This window comes from Paenibacillus sp. FSL R7-0312 (assembly GCF_038004445.1).
Classification (GTDB): Bacteria; Bacillota; Bacilli; order Paenibacillales; family Paenibacillaceae; genus Paenibacillus_AQ.
In genome coordinates this window covers 3461048-3480009 of sequence record NZ_JBBORE010000001.1, presented here as the reverse complement: position 1 = coordinate 3480009, position 18962 = coordinate 3461048, and the positions used below count along the sequence as shown (strand labels likewise).

The 18962-nt window shown below is 50.5% G+C and carries 16 protein-coding genes; 1 reads left to right on the top strand and 15 read right to left on the bottom strand.

Going from position 1 to position 18962, the window contains the following annotated elements:
* Window positions 1-162 precede the first annotated feature (162 nt).
* The gene (locus MKX70_RS15180; protein ID WP_042243072.1) at window positions 163-792 is read left to right on the top strand and encodes a LysE family transporter; all 630 of its coding nucleotides are present in this window, start codon (window positions 163-165) and stop codon (window positions 790-792) included.
* Window positions 793-1307: 515 nt separating this feature from the next.
* Here the strand turns inward: MKX70_RS15180 and MKX70_RS15175 are convergent.
* From MKX70_RS15175 to MKX70_RS15105, 15 genes are all read right to left on the bottom strand, one after another.
* Window positions 1308-2057, bottom strand: coding sequence for a class I SAM-dependent methyltransferase (locus tag MKX70_RS15175; protein WP_042238269.1), 750 nt, complete (start codon window positions 2055-2057; stop codon window positions 1308-1310).
* A gap of 7 nt (window positions 2058-2064) precedes the next feature.
* On the bottom strand, window positions 2065-2820 hold the full coding sequence (locus MKX70_RS15170; RefSeq protein WP_340840268.1) for a class I SAM-dependent methyltransferase: 756 nt from the start codon (window positions 2818-2820) through the stop codon (window positions 2065-2067).
* Window positions 2817-4487, bottom strand: a complete 1671-nt coding sequence (locus tag MKX70_RS15165) for a nickel ABC transporter substrate-binding protein (RefSeq protein WP_340840267.1) — start codon at window positions 4485-4487, stop codon at window positions 2817-2819. Before MKX70_RS15165 ends, MKX70_RS15170 begins: the two co-directional genes overlap by 4 nt.
* Before the next feature lie 18 nt (window positions 4488-4505).
* Complete coding sequence (locus MKX70_RS15160) at window positions 4506-5336, bottom strand: ATP-binding cassette domain-containing protein (protein ID WP_340841665.1); 831 nt, start codon at window positions 5334-5336, stop codon at window positions 4506-4508.
* A 57-nt stretch (window positions 5337-5393) separates the two neighbouring features.
* A complete protein-coding gene (locus tag MKX70_RS15155) occupies window positions 5394-6179 on the bottom strand; it encodes an ABC transporter ATP-binding protein (RefSeq protein WP_340840266.1) in 786 nt (261 codons plus the stop codon).
* Window positions 6176-7027, bottom strand: coding sequence for a nickel transporter permease (gene nikC / locus MKX70_RS15150; RefSeq protein WP_340840265.1), 852 nt, complete (start codon window positions 7025-7027; stop codon window positions 6176-6178). Before nikC ends, MKX70_RS15155 begins: the two co-directional genes overlap by 4 nt.
* A 17-nt stretch (window positions 7028-7044) precedes the next feature.
* Window positions 7045-7983 carry a nickel ABC transporter permease gene (gene nikB / locus MKX70_RS15145; protein WP_231637699.1) on the bottom strand — a complete coding sequence of 313 codons (939 nt, stop codon included), beginning with the start codon at window positions 7981-7983 and terminating at the stop codon, window positions 7045-7047.
* Between the two features lie 240 nt (window positions 7984-8223).
* Window positions 8224-10755: a hypothetical protein gene (locus MKX70_RS15140; RefSeq protein ID WP_340840264.1), complete on the bottom strand. Its 2532-nt coding sequence runs from the start codon at window positions 10753-10755 to the stop codon at window positions 8224-8226.
* A 24-nt stretch (window positions 10756-10779) separates the two neighbouring features.
* On the bottom strand, window positions 10780-11868 hold the full coding sequence (locus tag MKX70_RS15135; RefSeq protein WP_042238280.1) for a sensor histidine kinase: 1089 nt from the start codon (window positions 11866-11868) through the stop codon (window positions 10780-10782).
* Complete coding sequence (locus MKX70_RS15130) at window positions 11861-12559, bottom strand: response regulator transcription factor (protein ID WP_340840263.1); 699 nt, start codon at window positions 12557-12559, stop codon at window positions 11861-11863. The genes MKX70_RS15135 and MKX70_RS15130 overlap by 8 nt, the downstream gene beginning before the upstream one ends.
* A gap of 24 nt (window positions 12560-12583) precedes the next feature.
* Window positions 12584-13903: an ABC transporter substrate-binding protein gene (locus tag MKX70_RS15125; RefSeq protein ID WP_340840262.1), complete on the bottom strand. Its 1320-nt coding sequence runs from the start codon at window positions 13901-13903 to the stop codon at window positions 12584-12586.
* Window positions 13904-13953: 50 nt separating this feature from the next.
* Window positions 13954-15114, bottom strand: a complete 1161-nt coding sequence (locus tag MKX70_RS15120; protein WP_340840261.1) for an efflux RND transporter periplasmic adaptor subunit — start codon at window positions 15112-15114, stop codon at window positions 13954-13956.
* 47 nt (window positions 15115-15161) lie between these two features.
* Window positions 15162-15995, bottom strand: coding sequence for a carbohydrate ABC transporter permease (locus tag MKX70_RS15115; protein WP_042243084.1), 834 nt, complete (start codon window positions 15993-15995; stop codon window positions 15162-15164).
* A gap of 55 nt (window positions 15996-16050) precedes the next feature.
* The gene (locus tag MKX70_RS15110) at window positions 16051-16917 is read right to left on the bottom strand and encodes a carbohydrate ABC transporter permease (RefSeq protein ID WP_340840260.1); all 867 of its coding nucleotides are present in this window, start codon (window positions 16915-16917) and stop codon (window positions 16051-16053) included.
* Between the two features lie 241 nt (window positions 16918-17158).
* On the bottom strand, window positions 17159-18829 hold the full coding sequence (locus MKX70_RS15105; protein ID WP_340840258.1) for a sensor histidine kinase: 1671 nt from the start codon (window positions 18827-18829) through the stop codon (window positions 17159-17161).
* Window positions 18830-18962: the final 133 nt, after the last annotated feature.

The following is an 18962-nucleotide window of genomic DNA, read 5'->3' as shown; positions in this document are numbered from 1 at the left end:
AAGGAGCTTACTTATAACTTCTTGTTACCCCTCTCAATGGATTGGATTCTCCAAAACTGATTTTACAAATTTAAGGCCTGCGGATTCCGCAGGCCTTTCATTTTGGTTGTCCTACAAACTACTTTATCAGAATAAACTAACGGTATAACGGGGGTGGACAATATTAACATTTTTGTAGGTTATATCTTTCTGGGGTTATCCCTTTCGGCGCCCATCGGTCCCATTAACGCAGCACAGCTGGACAAGGGTCTCCGCGGAGGATTTCTGCACGCCTGGGCGGTTGGCCTTGGTGCAGTCAGCGCAGATATTATTTACATGCTGCTCGTCTATTTCGGCATGATTCATTTGCTGGATGCTCCGTTTGTCAAGGCTTTTCTGTGGCTGTTCGGATTCTTTGTCCTTGTCTACACAGGGGTGGAGAGCATCAAGAGTTCGGGTGAAGTTTCGGTAGCAGAACTGAGAGGAAGTGAAGCCTCACTGTTCAAATCCTTTCTATCCGGGTTTCTGATGTCACTGTTCAATCCCCTCTCTATTCTGTTCTGGCTAGGCATTTACGGATCAATATTGGCCGAAGCGGCAAGCCAGTACCCGATGCACCAGCTGCTGCTGTACAGCGGAGCCATCGTGCTGGGGATACTGCTCTGGGATGTCACCATGGCAGCGGCCTCCAGCATTTTCCGCAAATTCCTGACCGTCCGGGTGCTAAAAGCAATCTCTGTATGCTCCGGTCTGTCACTGGTCGGATTTGGTTTCTATTTTGGTGTACAGGCTGTTCAGCTGCTCTTTCTCTAGAGCATTCAGCATCCGCGAAGTGAGCGGACTTCCCGGAATGCGTTTCTGGACTTTTATCACATTTTTCAACAATCAAAATTTGTTCATTTTTTGTTCAGTTAAGACGTTTACACTGTTTCAATACTCTCACACGTATATGCAGATGAGAAAAGATTATCCCAATTAAGTATACGGAGCAAGGAGAGATTATTATTGAAGCCTCTACTGTTGGTGACCGGGTTAAGGTCAGTATTACGGATACAGGAGTAGGAAGGGATGATGAAACCACGGCCCGAATATTCAATCCGAATGAACAGGGGCAACAAACTGTTGAAGGTGGAATAGTCCCTTCATCACAGCAGCAGATGCACTTGATACCAGAAGATGCTTCATTCAATTGAACAATACTACCTCCAGGCTGTTGGAAGAGATCACGCGGGGGGCAGTGGCTGAGTCTAACATTCGAGAAAGGTTTTTTGGGTATTCAAAAAGGCACCCTGAGGTGCCTTTCATATCGGTGTTTGAAGAGTGCTTTGTCATTTCTCAGCACAGATCATGAACATCGGCGTTGACCGGTTCAGGACCTGCTGTTTCTCGTCCAGTACTTTGGCGTTCAGATTCTCTTCAGCATAGATAACGGAGTACCCTTCTTCCTTGAGAGTCAGTATATCCCATTCTGGACGCCACTCTCTGGTCAGGGGCAAAACAAGGCTCAGACGGTCAGTTTCCTCTATATCCTTATGATGCGGAAGCTCACCGAAACCCTTATCCACATAGGCTTGCTGATCCTCTGCGTGCTTCCGCTTCATCTCTTCGTCCCAAAGATGACGATTCCAGTTGGCATCAAAGACCAGCAGCCGTCCTCCCGGCTTAAGGACTCTTCTCCACTCTTTGTAGGCTGACTGCGGATGGGTGAGGCTCCAGGTGACATTGCGGCACACGATCAGATCGAAGCTCTCCGCAGCAAAGTCAAGCCTGTGCGAATCCATCTTGCGGAAAGTAACCGTCACACCCTCCCGGCTGGTGTGGGCCCGCGCTTCTTCCAGCATATTGTCGGTGCAATCAATCGCAGTAACCAGATGCCCGGCACTTGAGAGAATCACCGAGAAGAAGCCGGGGCCACAGCCTATATCAAGAACATGCAATCTTTCCTTCTGTGGTGCATGGGCGAGGATAAGCTTCAGCCAGGCTTCCCGCTGGAATCCGTTAAGCTCCTTTTGAATACCTTCACTATACAGCCCCGCTTCGCCTTCCCAATACATTTCCACCTCTTGTTGTATACTCATCTATCATTCACTCCTTCTTGGCAAGTATCATGAACCGGTTTACATTCTGATAGCCGTATTTCAAATAATTCAGCGGCATCGCACGGGCAGGGATAAAGTTCCGCTGAACATCAATACTGCGGAACCCGGCCAGTCTTAGTGCGGCCTCATCAGCTTCAGGCCGCAGTACATTAACAAAGGGCAGCCCGCTTAACAGCTCCTTATCTTGACTGCTCCGCTGGCGGATTCTTTGTTCTGTAAGCAGGATCAGTGTCCAGGATAAGGCATACCAAAGTCTGCGGAATACAGTCTTGCTCTCTTTATATAAATAGTTGCCGTCAAAAATAATCAAGGTCCCGCCCGGTTTCAGCACCCGGTACCATTCGGCATAAGCCCGCTGCGGATCAGGCAGCGTCCATACCACATCCCTGCAGACCACTGCATCGAAGCTATCTTCTAGCTCCATATCCAAGCCGGCAGCATCACCGACATAAGCCGGAACCTGGTATCCGTAACTTTTGAAATTCCGTGAAGCTCTTTCAATCATTCCCGGAGAAGCATCCAAGGCTGTAGGCAGATGACCCATCTGTGATAAGAGGATGGAGAAAAATCCGGGGCCTGTTCCTACATCCAGCACCTTTTGCCCGGGTTTTGTCCCCAGCCCTTTCATAAGCAGCTGCTTCCAGAGGCTGATGGTTTTTGGGCTGCGGAATTGCGTCTGTATGACTTTGTCATAACTCTCCGAGCTTGAAGTCCAGTATTTCGAGATCTCTTTCAGCATCATTCTTCACCTATGTCCAGCTGGTTCCAGAAGATTGGCGTAAAGGTGGTGTACCCCGGCCGGAATCCGGTTACTCTATTATTTACTGCCAATATATCATCAGGGAAATATATAGCTGCAAACATAGCCTCCTGATACATTTTGGAGAAAATAGAGTCATATGCGCTCTGACGTTCCTGAAGGCCGGTTGCTTCTACTGCGGTGTCAATTTGTGATTCCAATGCAGCATCAGACCATACCACTGCAGGGGCTTCAGCTGTTGCATGGAACAGGGACAACAGGAACGCATGCGGATTATAGGCATCATCATAAGTCCGGTACATGATCAGATCATAGGCTTTGCTTGTCCACAACGCATCGTAGTAGGCATTCGGCTCAAGCACCTGAAGATTGACGGCAATGCCAATCTCCCTTAGCTCAGACTGAATCAGCTCACTGATGGATTTCCATTCCGGATATTCAGCCTGCTGCAGCACGAAATTGAGCTCAAGCGGTATTCCGTCCTTCTCGGCAATCCCGTCTCCGTCCGTATCCGTGTAGCCGGCTGCTGCCAGCAGCTGCTCCGCTTCCTGCTGATCGAAGCCGTACCAGGTATTATTGGACTCCGTTACATAAGGGACCGTCAGCGGGAACAAGCCTTGGGCTTCACTGCCGATGCCGTCCATGAGATCTTCGACTATGCTTTTTTTATTGATTGCCAGATTGATCGCTTTGCGCACATTCAGATCCTGAAGAGCAGGCGTATTATAATTAAAGATCATGAAATGAGAGTTAGTTCCTGGTGCTTTTTGCAGACTTAATGAGGGAGCTGCTTCGATTACCGGCACACTTTCCACCGGGATTTTACCCAATTGGCCTCCAGCAATGTCAACATCCCCGCTTTGCAGTGCCAGTACTCTGGACTGCGGGTCAGGGACGACCTTCAGGATAATTTTGGAGAGCTTCGGCATTTCTCCCCAATAATTCGGATTCCGGACAAGTACGGCTTCCTGATCTGTTGTGTAGCTCTCTGCCATCCAGGCGCCAGTTCCGATCGCTTTGATAAATGTACCCGTAATATCCCCGGCAGGCTCCACAGCAGAAGGGCTGATCATCCGTACCGGTCTGGCAAAGGATAACTCCGTTAAGAACGGATAATAGGCTTTGTTGAATGTCATTGTAATCGTATGTTCGTCCACAACGTCAAGGGACTCCATTGCCGTAGCCACATTTAATGAATTGGCCGGATCCTTGATCCAGCGTTCGAAGGAGAATTTAACCGCAGCGGCATTAAACGCCGTACCGTCAGAGAACTTGACGTCCTTTCGGAGATGGAACGTATATACTTTTCCGTCTTCAGAAATATCCCAAGACTCCGCAAGCGCTGGCAGAATTTCGCCCCTTTCACCATACTCCACTAATCCGTCATAGATCATCGCGTGCACATTCATCGAACCATCATAGGCCCCGGCATCCAAGCGGTCTATACCAGGATCAGAGGATATGGCAACAGTGACAACCTTCTCCTGAATAGCAAGATCTTGTGCGGCCTCGTTATTCGCAGGCTGATTGGCATCAGCTGTAGACGGGCTGTTATTACTGCTACACCCGGATATCACCATAATTATTACAAGAAGCAGGAAGAATAATGATTTGGATAATAGGCTTGTTGTCTTAGGATTCTTTCTCATTCATGGTACACCCTTTCTTTACTTAACATCAAAGTCATGGCTGGTATGCCACTCTGTCCCTGGTCTCTTCTTCCTTAAACGGGGGTCCTGCACAGGTACCGAAGAGAGCAATGTTCTTGTATACGGGTGGTCTGCTTGACGCAACATTTGTGCGCCCGATTGCTTCTCCACAATTGCCCCTTGATGCATCACAGCCACACTGTCGCAAAACCGGTTTACAACTGACAAGTCATGCGTAATGAATACATAGGATAATCCCAGCTCGTGCTTCAACGCCAGCAGCAGATCCATCATCTGCTTTCGTAAGGTAACGTCAAGACTCGAGAACGGTTCATCACAGATGATCAGCTCCGGCCGCAGCGCAATCGCCCGCGCAATTCCAACCCTCTGCTGCTGTCCGCCGCTGAGTTCATGCGGATAACGGTGAATATGCTGCCGTTCAAGTCCAACCAGCTCAAGTGTGTCTGCTATCGTGGCCCTGCGGGCTCCGGCCTTACGCTCTCCGTAATTCCGAAGCGGCTCCCCGATAATCTGCTCCACTGTAAACATTGGATTAAATGAAGCCAGGCTATTCTGAAATACCATCTGCATCTTCCTGCGGATCATGCGCATCCCGCTGAAGCTCCAGTCCGTATAATCCTCGTTCTTGTATAGAACTCTTCCGGAGGACGGTTTCTCCAGTCCCAGCAGGAGTCTGGCCAAAGTGCTCTTACCGCAGCCGCTTTCCCCTACTAGTCCAAGGGTCTCACCGCTCTCTAGACGGAGGGACAAGTTGTTGACGGCATGGACATTCCTGGCATTACGTGTGAACCACCCCCTTTCCGTGCCGTATTTTTTATTCAAATTCACCGCCTCCAACAGCCTCAAGTTCACCACATCCAATTCATTAATGTAATATTATCGTTGTTATCTGCAATCCATTAAGTATTTAGTATAGGGATTCACCGGATTTGAGAAAATGTCAAACACATTGCCCGATTCAACAATCTTCCCGGACTTCATCACATACACATAATCCGCAAGCTCTGCAACCACGCCGAGATCATGCGTAATTAATAGAATGCCGACCTCGTTCATACATCTGATTCTGTCCAGTTCTTCGAGAATCTGGGCTTGAATGGTTACATCCAGGGCCGTTGTAGGCTCATCGGCAATAAGCAAGTGTGCACCGGTAACCAGTGCGATGGCGATCATTACCCTTTGACACATCCCCCCGCTAATTTGAAAAGGATACTGATTGAAAAGCTGCTCCGGATCGCCAATACCCGCCTGCTGCATCTGCCTCATGGCAAGCCGCTTCGCCTCTTTTCCCGATACCCGCTTATGCAGTTTAATCGTCTCCATGATCTGCCTGCCGATGGTAAGCACCGGATTCAGTGCATTCATAGGATCTTGAAAGATAGCAGCCATCCCGGTTCCCCGGAGCTTCCTTAACTGACGGCTGGAGTACTCCCGAAGATTGTTGCCCTTAAGCCAGATTTCCCCGCTCTCAACGATGCCAGGAGGATCTACTAAGCCTAGGATGGACATTGCCGTAACACTTTTACCGCTCCCGCTCTCGCCTACCAGCGCGACAATCTGCCGGGATCTCACCTCAATACTGACATCATCTACCGCCTTAATGGTATGACTCCCTGTGTGGAAGCAGGTGCGTAGATGACTGACCTTCAGCAGCGCAGTCTCTGCACTCATGTTCTGGACCCCCGCTTCCCTGCAGAATTGATATTATGCTCTGACCTCTGCAAGCCTTCTCCCAACAGATTAAAGCCCAGAACCGCCAGCATGATCATCACACCCGGGAAGAGCATCAGCCGCGGCTCTGTCTGAATATAGGCACGGCTGTCGTTCAGCATAACTCCCCATTCCGGTGCAGGCGGCTGAGCTCCCAAACCCAGAAAGGACAAACCTGCAATGGAGAGCATAATCGTACCCACTTCCATAGAAGCAAGAACCAGAATAGGCCGGGCAGCGTTCAGCAGAATATGCCTGAGAATAATTTGTGAATGAGAAGTGCCTGACGCTTTGGCGGCGGTAATATATTCACTTTCCTTGATTTGAAGCACCATGCTGCGTATCACTCTGGCATACCCGGTCCACCAGACTGCAGCGAATGCGATTAACAGATTCTTCATACTGGGACCCAGCATGGCAGTAATGGCAAGGGATAGAATTAAGCTGGGAAAGGCAAGCAATATATCTATGATACGCATAATCAAATGATCGATCCGGCCGCCGGCGTAGCCTGCCAGGAGCCCGACAGGGATGCTAATTGCAAAAACAACGATCAACACCATGAACGAATAATACAGGGACGTTCGGGTCCCATAGATTAACCGGGATAACACACAGCGTCCCAGATGATCGGTACCGAGCGGGTATTGCCAGGAAGGCATACCCAGTTTATGTTCCATATGTATCTGCAGCGGATCAGAGGGAGACAGCCACGGGGCAAAGAGCCCGGCACATATGAACACAAGTACGATACCCGCTCCTACCTTTGCTCCGTTATTCTTAAATAAGGGAATACGAAATATGATCATCCGCTCCTTCTACAGCGTCACCGCAGCCTGATTCGCGGATCCAGCAGGAGATGTAACAAATCTACTGTCAGGTTAATCAGGACAACGACAACAGCCATCCATAATACGTAACCCTGAATGACAATATAGTCTTTGGCAAAAATCGCCTCGATGGCATACTTGCCCATTCCCGGCCAGGAAAAAATAGTTTCAACAATAACAGAACCGCCCAATAATCCCGCTATATTAACCCCAAGGAGGGTAAGACTCGGAAGAAGCGCATTACGCAGTGCATGCCGAAGGATGATTCTCCATTCCTGGAGTCCCTTAGCCCTGGCTGCTGTGATGTAACGCTTGCCCATAACGTCCAGGAGACTAGAACGGATCAAGCGGATGTAGACGCCTGCCATTCCAAACCCCAATGTAAATGCAGGCAGAATGACACTGGCTGCCCCATCCATTCCCATCACAGGAAACAGCTTAAACTTCACCGCACCATAATAAATCAGGAGCAGACTAAGCCAATATCCCGGCATGGAGACACTGAGCAGTGCACAACCTCTTCCCAGCCGGTCAAACATTCTACCGGGATAAAGTGCAGATCCCACTCCAAGAGGCAGGGCAATAAGAATAGCAGACAATACAGAACAGCTACTTAGCAGTACCGTAGCCGGAAATCTGCTTATCAGCTCTGTGAACACTGGACGGCTGCTGCTGTAAGATATACCTAAATCGAGATGGAGCACCCGGTTCAACCACTGAAAATATTGCATATGTATAGGCCCATCCAGACCCAGAGCATGTCTGGTTGCCTCAATAGCTTCATGTGTAGGCTTAATGCCGTCAGCACGCAGCATGATCTCCGCCGGATCCCCGGGTGTTAAGTGCATCAGCGCAAAGGTAATGGCAGAGATGCCCAGCAGCACGGGAATGAGCTGCAATACGCGTTGTAAGAGATATTGTTTAATGGCGTTCAACTCCAAAGCCTTAATCGTAATATTTACGATTATATCATAAATGTTTTAAATTAATAGTCTTAAAATTATTTAATTCAATTCGCATATGATAAATTGTGTATATCTTCTAATAAAAAACAGCGGCAGACCAAGACTTAATAAATAAAGTCTTAGACTGCCGCTGTTGTCATCTATGCTATTGATTCAGTTCCAGATACTCCATCTTTCTATACCCGACATCCCTTATTTTCGAACGATTCATCAGTTAACGGGGAAAGAGGGTTCCGGAACCACCTCTGTCCTCCGGGGAGCAGTCCGCTCATAAGTAACAGGATAGCTCTGGCTTCCCAGCAGAATCCGCTTCCCTTGGAACTCATCATAGATATTCACCCGCACCGTTCCGCCGGTAAGGGTCTTATACGCTTTGTTGTTCAGCGAGAAGGACAAGCTGCCTAAGGCTCCGGCCGGTTCTTCGCCCAGAGAGAGAAGCTTCTCCGAGGGCTGTCCGAACGGATCGATCAGCTGGACCACAAGCTTATGTTCGTTCGCTGCAGTAACATACTGCTCACTGCGGGTTACGCGGTAGTTCATCTGTGCCTCTATGGACTCCCGGTCTTCGGGCATCGTGGCTGTAGCCTGGGTCACGGACAGGGAGTACGGGAACAGCTCCAGCTTCTGAAGGGACGGCTGCGGTGCGGGATTCGCCGGGTTAAGCTCAAGGCCCACGGTATGAATGTAGGCGGTCGGCGCTCCCCCGGGTGCGGTCAGCTTGCCTCCAGAGATTCCTTCCCCGAGATAGAGGGTTAGCTCCGAAGCATTGATCTCCGGCGGAAGCTTGCTCCAGACAGTCACGAGACTTTTCTCCTTGGCATTCAAGGCCGCGGCGGACTGCGAGATTACCGCTTCGAAATACTGATGATCCGGGGTCCGGTAATAGCCCACCAATTGCGCGGGCTGGGTTCTCCGTAATTCCTCGTTTGTCATCACCAGCTCGGTATAGACCAGCTTGGAATCCGCGCCGGGATATATCCGTGTCTGTCTCTCCAGAACCTCTGCTTTCTTCCCGGTCAGCTCAAACTGGAACGGCTCTCCGGCCGCAACGGTTCTTAAGGTATTACCCAACTGGCTGGTGAAAAGTGTAAGGAAATTCGCCTTGGCCTCTCCCGAAGCATACTGGAGGATAATCTTCAGCTTCGTGAGATTATAGGAATAAGGAAGGTTCCCTGCGATATACAGCACCGCTGTTTCCTGCGGAGCCAACTGGCTCTTTGAACCGTCGATCACCATCTGCGAAGTGCCGCTGATATCCATATCTCCCGCCTTTAGAAGAGCTGTAAGCGCCGGGAGTTGTACACTCGCCACACCTGTGTTCCGGAGGCTGACCTTGGTCACTATCTGATCCTGGTCCGACCACGGCAGGCGTTCTACCGATTCGAGCTTCACTACGAAGCTACCCAGACTATTCTGCACAGGATATTCAGTCGCCAGCAGGTGATCCGGCTGCAAGGAATACGGAATCTGAAAATAGGCCGCCGGGAAGGCGATCCGGTTCGCTTCAGCCGGCTCAGTCATCTGTAGCTGGAGAACGCCCTGATTCAGCTTCAGAGGCAACTCTGCGCTGAGTTCTACCGTCTGCTCTTCCAGTGGCTTAAGCGTCAGACCCGTAAGCGCTTCATTACTCACAGGATAGCTATATCCCTCGGAAGCGATTAGGCTGAACGGGTAATCCGGCAGGGTCACCGCCTGGTTGCCTGTGTTCCGCACACGGAACTTCAGGCTCCATTTTGCCAAATTGTCCTCTGCATACACCGCCGCGCTTGCCAGTCCGGTCTCAATCGTATGGTTACCCACCTTGAGCTTGGCGACTGCGTTAACGGGTACGGTGAAGTTAGGCAATTCCGCTGCGGGCAGCTTATATTGAGCAACTGGAAGTTTCACTTGCAGCGTGCTGTCTTCCTGGACAAATTGCAGGGACATATTATCCAGCTTCGTATAGGAAGGGAGGTCTGCCAGATAGTACAGGGTTCTTTTCTCCTTGGGCTGAATCGGGTAATCAGCATGGTCAGCGTTCAGCTCAAACCTGGAACCGCCCGAGGATACCAGATATCCCTTGAGGCCTGTATCCTTAAGAACCTTGGCACCCAAATTGGACAAGGTCACCCCAACCCTGGCGTACACTTTTCCGTTCGTTTTAACAATCTGCAGGCTTTCCGCCTTGCTGATAACCGGCATCTCTCCCAGGACCAGCTTCTTGCTCTGGCCTCTGACGATTACCGTGGAGTAGGTGCCCGGAATTGTAAACATCCCCAGCTTCTTCTGGTAATTCGCCTGACTGAAGTCCCAGCCGAATAGGGAGATGCGGACTCCGTTTATTTTGGCAGCCTGACCCGCATTGACGTAATACGTCACCGGCTGGCTGCTATTCGCCGGAATGGACTTGATTGCAGCACTGCTTGTCACCGGTTTGCCCTGAATAACAGCGCCGCCTGAAGTGGTGACCTTGGAGAAATAATCGATTAAGCTTACGTTGCTGCTGCTCCCGTTGTGGTAATTCAAGGTGTACGTAAGAATATTCCCGCTCGCCTGGGGCTGAAGAGATGCGTCCAGCAGCTTCACACTCACGCCACTCTTCAATGAGACCGCCCCCAGTCCCTCCAGCGTGGACACGGCGGCTGAAGCCGCGGTTCCCGCTGAAGGTCCGGCCGCTGCCGTATAGGCTCCGAAGGCGATGGATTGGCTAAGAACCGCCAGGCTTAGCATGGCGACAGCATATTTTCTCGTGGAATGATACATGATTCTCTCCTCCCTTAACTTCGCTTAAGCTTGCGGCAGCCGCATCTCGAACCTTGTCCATATTTCATTACTCTCTACAGACAAACTCCCCTCATGCTGCTCTACGATATTGCGTGCAATGAACAGACCGAGACCGGTGCCGCCCTCCTGATGTGTCCGCGCCCGGTCCCCCGAATAATACATCTCGAAGATATGCGGCTGCTCTTCCGGCGGAATGGGATTTCCATAATTGATCACCTCAACCACTACTACGCCTGAATCGAGACGGCCTTTAATATCCACATACACGCCTTCTTGTCCATAACGGGCGGCATTGGTCAGCAGATTCCCTAATACACGTACCAGCAGATCCCCATCTCCATAGACGCTTAAGCCCGGAGTAACATTCAGCCGGGAGGTCAGGCCATTCCGCTCGAATACCGGGTACAGCTCCTCGTTCAATTGTCTCAGCAGCTCGCTGAGATCCAGGTGTGTCTTCACCATAGGCAGCGTGCCATAGTTCATCCTGGTGATCTCGAACAGCCCGTCAATCAGCTTCTCCAGCCGCTGGGACTTGGTGAAGGCAATGGTAGCGAAATGTCTGATCGTCTCAATAGGCAATTGCTTATCCTTAAGAATCAGATCCAGATACCCGAGCACGGAGGTGAGCGGTGTACGCAGATCATGCGCCAGATTGACGACAAGCTGGTCCTTGCTGCTCTCGGCGAAATCGCCCCTCTTGACCGCCTCCTGCAGTTTAGCCCCTGCCACATTCAGATCCTCGGCGATTGCGCTGAACTCATCCCTGGAGGCGATCTGCACCTGATTCTGAAATTCTCCGTTAGCCAGATGATGAATGCCCTTGGATATCTCGTCAAGATAGCGGATGTACGGCTGGGTGAACTTGAAGAAGAATATCAGCATCAAGGGGATAAACAGCATCAGGAACACATTGAAATCTCCGATCCTGAAGATCATCCGGCGTAATTCTGCCTCCGGGTCCTCCCACCGGACCCCGGCGTAATAGAGCTGGAGCAGCTTGAACAGTCCATAGATCATACTGCCTGACAAGAGCATGCTTACACCCAGTAACTGGACCAATCTGGCTCTGAAGCCCCGGAGTCTCTTAGGCATTGAATGTGTACCCGACACCCCAGATGGTTTTGATGAACCGGTCCTTATTCCGATCTTCTCCCAGCTTCCTGCGCAGGGTGCGGATATGTACCATCACGGTATTGCCGCTTTCATAGTACGCTTCGCCCCATACCCGCTGAAATATGCTCTCTGCACTAAACACCTGCTTGGAGTGGCTCGCCAGCAAATAGAGGATGTCGAATTCCTTGGGTGTGAGGTCAATCTCTTCTCCATACAGCGTAACGGTGTGCCGGTCAGGGGAGATGATGAGCCCGCCCAGCTCCAGAACTGAAGTCAGATGGGCAGCCGGAGGCTGGCTGAACTGCAGGGAACGCCGCAATTGAGAATTGACACGGGCCAACAGCTCCATAGGATTGAAGGGCTTAATCATATAATCGTCAGCTCCCATCACTAGACCGGTAATCTTATCGAAATCAGAGGTCTTGGCACTCAAAAAAATAATCGGCAGATTATGCTTCACCCGCACCTGGCGGGTGACCTCGTACCCGTCCAGCTCCGGCATCATAATATCCAGGATCGCCAGATCGATGGACTGGGATTGAATTGCCTGCACCGCCGCTTGGCCATCAGATACTTTGATACAGTGATACCCTTCCTTCTGCAAATGCAGGGCCACCAGGTCGGCAATCTCTTTCTCGTCCTCTGCGATCAGAATAGTGATTCTCTTCATACCGGAACCCTCCTAGGCCTAGATCTATTCGTTCAGGTATGTGGTCGCCTTATTCTGAATCAGCTTCGCCACTTCCTCCGCTGTCTTCTGTCCGCTGAAGAAGGCGCCCATCTCTTCTCCGAGAATGGAGAGAATCTTGAAATCCAGCATGGCGAAGTTATCCGCAGTATTCATCAGCTCTTGAAACTCCTTGAACTGCCCGTCAGGCACACTTACAGGCATGCCGCTTGGGAGCTTATACGTTCCGCTCTTCACCTGCTGCTGAAGCTCACTGAGCTGCTTGTCATTCACCGATTGGAGCAGGGAGAAGCCTTCTCTGCTCTGGAGGGACTGCGCTTCCTCAGAGAGCAGGAACTCTATGAACTTCCAGGCATGATCTGCAACCGGCGATTTGGCCTGTATCGCAAATGTAGAGGTCGGAATAATCCGCATGGCGCCGGAGCTTCCGCTATGTGGCTTATGCAGCAGCTTTGGATTGGCAAAATAAGTATACGGAACATTGACGAAATCGGCCGGGGTTTGCAGAACGGCGGAATAGAACAATTGATTCCCGGCTTCCGCCGGCTTCGAGGTCATCACTTTATCGTCATACATCTCTTTAATTTGCCTCATCATAAATATGAATGCAGGGGAATCAAACTTGGCTGTCCGCGCAGCAGAATCTACAAACTGGTTATAGCCGTCCACCACCATCTCCTGAAGAAGGACCTCCGGCGGATTCTCCGAGATCGCATAGCGATGACCGGAGCCTGCCTTCTCCTCGGCTTCAATCATTGATTTGACAATCGCATTGAATTCCTGCCAAGTCCAGCTCTTATCGTCTACGTTCGTGTGCTTGAGCGCTTCCCCATCTCCAATGAACGCTCTCAGATTGTACCCCGAAGGAATGATATAGGTGCCGCCATTCAGCTTCAGGGCATTCAATACATTCATTGCAAGATTATCCTGCTTCAGGGTTTGCGACTGCTTCAAGTAATCCTCCATATTAAGAAATAGCTGCTTGTTCACATATTCACTGACAGGCAGGCTGCCGGTTTCATAAATGTCGGCTCCTTTTCCCGAGAGCAGGGCCGTAGCGGTGCTTTTCAAATATTTCTCATAATCCGGCCCTTCCATAGTCTCGCCGATCCCCTTGTAAGCCTGAATCTGCAAATCAATCTCAGGATAGACCTTTTCAAACTTCTGCTCTACAGCACGGTAGAATTCAGTGTCCAGCTCAACGGATAACGTAACGACCGTCTTCCCGCCTGTGCTCGAAGCTTCCCCGCTGCTCCCAGGGCTGCATGCAGTCATTAGGGTGGTAAAAGCAAGGCTCATGCCCAGCCAACTCTTCTTCATCTTCATTTATAAATACCTCCTAAGATTCTTCGTATTGTATGTCGTACAACTGCTGCTTACTGGAGACGTACGCGATTCCCGTCCTGTAAGGGCTCACTGCTCTCCAGAATAATCATTTCATCTTCATACAGGCTATCCGTTTGGATGACGCTGTCTATACCATTGGTGGTACTGGACCGGATCTGAACTTCGCGGGCAACAAACACATTGCCTAATGCCCCCCTCTGCTCCTCGATCTTGTACACATAGCTGCGCTCCCCTGTCTGGTGGATAGCCTTACTCGGGACCACCAGCCCCTCTTGAAGAGACGGCTTCTTCAGCTTGATCTGAACCTGCTCCCCCCCCTTAAGCGAATCATCCTCCAGCACCATAAAAACATTCTTTTGAGGGATTTCCTCCGTCTTGCCGTTCTCCTCAGCAGGTGAGCTGCCGATACGCGCCTGAACATCCTTGATCTCCGTAACCTTCCCCTGTTCGGAGCGGACCTGTGGCCCCTCCGAACTCTGAACCTCCACCTCTAGCTTCTCTCCTAAGGAGACCCCGAGACTGGATAACAGCTCCGCATCCGCCGTAAAATCAAATTGATACCCCTTGCTGCTATTGGAGATGACCAGATCCGGCTCCCCCGCAGACAGCATCTCCGGAATGGCATTCACCGTGGTTACAATCCCGTCGAATGGAGCCTTCAGTTGCTGCTCACTGGTTAACTTTTCTCTCAGATCAGCAATTTTACGCGTCTGCATGGCCTGGTCAATCTTGCCCGCCTCAATCTCTCGTCTGGCCCTGCGAATCTGAAGCTCATCCCCCTCCAGGTACGTCTGAATGAACTGATCCTGCAGAGTTTGCTGTTCGATCTTCTGCTTGTCCAGGAGCGTGATTTCATCCTGCAGCTCTGATTCAGCAGTCTGGCTGTCATAGAGAATCAGCTTCTGCCCCTTCTTGACCTTGTCCCCCTCCTTCACAAGAATCTGCCGGACCTTCCATCCGCTGGAATTCAGAAGCCGCGCTTCGCTCACAGGCCGCAGCATCCCGCTGCCCTCCAGCGTGAATTCAAGGCTACGGCTCTCCGGTTTGACCGTCGTCACTTTGGGCAAGGTCAAGGACTGCAGCGTATTGCTGAAAAAGGTGAAGAAGAGCAGCACGCCCAAGAGCAGAAGGAAGGCCTTTCTGATTATTTTTTTGCGCCTGCGGTCTGCCGGCACCCCTGTAATCTCCATATCCCGTCTTTCTCCTCCTTCCTTAAAAGTTCCCTCACACGCGGGCATTACCCCTTAATCCCAGACAATTGGACACCTTCAATGAAATACGTCTCCGCATACAGAAAGAGAAGGACCATCGGAGCCATATAGATGGCAGAAGCGGCAAAGGCAAGCCCCTTCTCGCTGCTGACATTGGACAGATAGACCGAGAGGGGCTGCCTTAACGGGTCGTCCAGGAAGATCAGCGGCTGCTCCACCATATTCCAGTAATCGACGAATAACAGAATCGTGAGTGCGGCCAGGCCCGGCTGAACCATTGGAATAATAATGGTATAGAAAATCCGTAAATGTCCGGCGCCATCCATCTTGGCCGCTTCGATATAGGCATACGGAATGTCCAGCATGAACTGCCTGAGCATGAATACACCGAAGGCCGCAAAAATACCGGGCAGGATAATGGCAACTGAGCTATTCAGCAGCCCCAGCCGTTCCGCCATGATGTAATTGGGCACAAGAGTCACCTGAAAGGGCATGAGCATCGTCAGGACATAGATAAGAAACATGAATTCCCGACCCCGGAATCTCAGCTTGGAGAACGCATAGGCAGCAAGCGCAGCTATAAGCGTCTGTCCGGCAATGATGGGCACCACCAGGAATACCGAATTCCAGAACAACGACAGGTACAACGGGCTGTCCATCAACACCTTGCCGTATTGCTCCAGGGATACCTGATCCGGCAGCCATTTCAAATTTGCAAAGAGATCATTTCTCCCCTCCATAACCTTGTTCATTTGTCCGACAGGACCGTAATTGATCCCTATTTCACGGGTACTCATGAATGAATTAATGAGGGTCACCCCAATCGGGAACAACATTACGAGAGCAATCGCCCCCATCATGACGGTTAACGCTAGCTTGTGTATGACTTTACCAACTGGCAAGACCTCTCCACCTCTATTCCATATATCGCCGGTAGCGGCGTTCCATGGCGAACAACCCGAGTACGATGATAAGAATGCCGCCAACCATTAAGGTGGACGCAGCCGTCATCTTCGGGAGGTCGAGCGACAGGAACATATTGTTCATAAAGTGCTGCAGCATATAGATGCTGTCATACGGATAGGGTCCGGCAATCAGATATGTCTCCCGAAATACCTTGAAGGAATTAATGATCGACATAATGACGACAAAAAACATCGTGGATGTTAAATAGACCAGCGTAATGCTCCGGAACTGCCTTAGTCGGCCAGCCCCTTCAATCTGGGCGGTTTCGTAGTAATCCTTCGGGATCTGCTGCAGTCCGGCCAAGAACAGGATCACGTTATACCCGATGTTTTTCCATATATACATCGTTATGATTACATTCCGCGCTGCCTCTGTCTTCATCCAATCCACCCGCGCCAGACCGAAGCCGCTCAGCCAGGCATTCAGCGCCCCGTTCCAGTCAAACAGGATCTGCCAGACCAGGATAATGGAGGCGACAGGAACGACAAGAGGGAGTACATAGGCAGTTCTCAGCCATTTTTGACCATACAAGCTTCTATTGAGCAGCAGCGCCAACCCAAGCGACAGTACAATCAGCAGCGGAACACTCACCAGGCTGAAGTAGAAAGTACCCGAGGCTGCCTTGCGAAAGGAATCGCCCGCAATCAGCTCCCGGTAATTCTGCAGTCCCACATACTGCCCGCCCACCGTGCGGTCCATGAAGGAGTAGAACACGCCCATCCCAAACGGAATCAGGTAGAACAGTGCAAACCCTGCCACACTGGGTGCCAGAAATAACCATGCAATCGATGAATCCTTACGGGCCCAATTCTTCAAGCTACTCCCTCCCTGTCCTCAAGAATAGGAAAAACTGTTTAAGAAGAAGTCGGGTAAAGATTAAAACTTTCTTAAATTCTCTGATATTCCCAAAGCAAACTACCGCAGCCCGCCACATAGCAAAAAAGCCGCAAACGGATGCCTCATCCATTCGCAGCTATTTGTGCACAAATTCTTTGGCGGTAGATGCCTTTCCGCAAAACGAATCAGGAATTCTCAAATGACATACTTTTCCTATTCTTTACTTTTCCCTCCTGGGGATTCTCACCTCAACTGTTGTACCCTGGCCGATTTCACTTTTGATCGTAATCCCGTAGGTTTCGCCAAAATAAATACGGATTCTCTCCTGGGCGTTGAACAGTCCGTACGATTTGGATTGCCTGTTTAATACCGTATCCATGGTTTCCCGGGTCATTCCCGGACCGTTGTCTTCAATGCCGAATACAATGGTGTCTTCCTCAAAGCAAGCCCGCAGGCTTATCCTGCCGCGTCCTTCCCGTTTGTTATCTACACCGTGTTCAATCGCATTCTCCACAATAGGCTGCATAATCAGCTTAATCATTTGACAGCCCAGAACTTCCGGATCCACCTCGTACACCACATCAAAGCTGTGGTCATGCATAATCAGCAGCAGATCAATATAAGATTTCGTATTTTCCAGTTCATCATGAACGCTGATTACATCTTGCCCTCTGTTCAGGGTCGTCCGGTAAAATTTGGAGAGGGTCGTGGTGATTTTACTGATGTCATAGGCTTTGATAGCTATAGCTTTCCAGTTGATCAGCGACAGGGAGTTATAGAGAAAATGAGGATTAATCTGGGCCTGCAGCGCTTTCAGCTCCGCGTCCTTCTGCACAACCTTGCTGCGGTAGACTTCATTGAACAGCTCATTCAGGCTTTGCAGCATATCCTTGAAACGCGACGTCAGCTCACCGATTTCGTCATTCGAATCCACAATAATGTCTACATGCAGATCCCCGCGGGTCACCCTTTTCATCGTGCGGTTCAAGCGGTAGATCCTTCGCACAAAAGCATTCGATAACAGCCAGACCGCCGGCACCAGAATCAGCAGGCATATCCCGACCGTGAGTATGGTGGCGCGGAGAATTGTCTTGGCGTCGACGCCGATCGAGTCCTTGGGCATATAAAAGACAAGCTTCCAGCCCGTTGCGCTAAGCTCTTGGGAGATCACGATGAAATCATTCGCTCTGCCTTCCGCCGCCTGGGCCGATTCAAAGGGCGGCAGCCCATTCTGATAAGCAAAAACAGGCTCCTCCGCTCCATTCTCCACCAGAACGCCGTAATCACCGGAGACTACATTGGTCAGGCCCGCAAAAATATCCTGGCTGTCAAATCTTAAATAAATCAGGTTGTCATACTGCGTTCCCGAACCACCCACCATTCTCCGCACGGCGGACAACGCCGGACCTTCCTTGATCCATTGTGTCTGCCCGCTTGCCATCGCTGCTTCAAACCAAGGCTCCCCGGATATGTTGCCAATCGGCAAAATTGTATTTTTGCGTTCCGTAATATTATTTCCTGTATAAACCGTCAGCTGCCTGATTTCTTCGTTCAGAAACATAAGCGTATTGAACAACGGCTCCACGATGGTATTCAGATCATTGTACATATAATAATAATTATCGGAGTAATCATTGTTGAAGACGGACACCACACTGGAGTTAAAAGTGAACGAGTCCAGCGCGGCACTTAGCTTGCCGAACTTATAATCCAGATTGGCGGCGATTTCCGACACATTGTCGGTTAAGGTCAGCCGGGCCTGCTGAACAAGCAGATTCCTGGATTGATCATACGAATACCAGCCAAGCACACTGAGCGGAACAATGATAACGAGTAAATAAGAGACAAACAGCTTATGCTTAATTCTTAGATCCCTGATGAACCGGCCCAAGCGCTCCAGATCTACCCCTCCTGTCTTAAGCTCTTTTCCTTATAAAGTAGCATTGCCCCCGTCAAATAACAATCCACAGGCCGAAACAACAAAGGGGTGTCCCCAGCCATTTCCGGCTTAAGGGACACCCGTT

Excerpts from the sequence above, each read along its gene's own strand:
- MKX70_RS15175 (WP_042238269.1), bottom strand. The coding sequence starts at position 2,057 with ATGAGTATACAACAAGAGGTGGAAATGTATTGGGAAGGCGAAGCGGGG.
- MKX70_RS15170 (WP_340840268.1), bottom strand. The coding sequence starts at position 2,820 with ATGATGCTGAAAGAGATCTCGAAATACTGGACTTCAAGCTCGGAGAGT.
- MKX70_RS15165 (WP_340840267.1), bottom strand. The coding sequence starts at position 4,487 with ATGAGAAAGAATCCTAAGACAACAAGCCTATTATCCAAATCATTATTC.
- MKX70_RS15155 (WP_340840266.1), bottom strand. The coding sequence starts at position 6,179 with ATGAGTGCAGAGACTGCGCTGCTGAAGGTCAGTCATCTACGCACCTGC.
- nikC (WP_340840265.1), bottom strand. The coding sequence starts at position 7,027 with ATGATCATATTTCGTATTCCCTTATTTAAGAATAACGGAGCAAAGGTA.
- MKX70_RS15140 (WP_340840264.1), bottom strand. The coding sequence starts at position 10,755 with ATGTATCATTCCACGAGAAAATATGCTGTCGCCATGCTAAGCCTGGCG.
- MKX70_RS15135 (WP_042238280.1), bottom strand. The coding sequence starts at position 11,868 with ATGCCTAAGAGACTCCGGGGCTTCAGAGCCAGATTGGTCCAGTTACTG.
- MKX70_RS15130 (WP_340840263.1), bottom strand. The coding sequence starts at position 12,559 with ATGAAGAGAATCACTATTCTGATCGCAGAGGACGAGAAAGAGATTGCC.
- MKX70_RS15125 (WP_340840262.1), bottom strand. The coding sequence starts at position 13,903 with ATGAAGATGAAGAAGAGTTGGCTGGGCATGAGCCTTGCTTTTACCACC.
- MKX70_RS15120 (WP_340840261.1), bottom strand. The coding sequence starts at position 15,114 with ATGGAGATTACAGGGGTGCCGGCAGACCGCAGGCGCAAAAAAATAATC.
- MKX70_RS15115 (WP_042243084.1), bottom strand. The coding sequence starts at position 15,995 with ATGATGGGGGCGATTGCTCTCGTAATGTTGTTCCCGATTGGGGTGACC.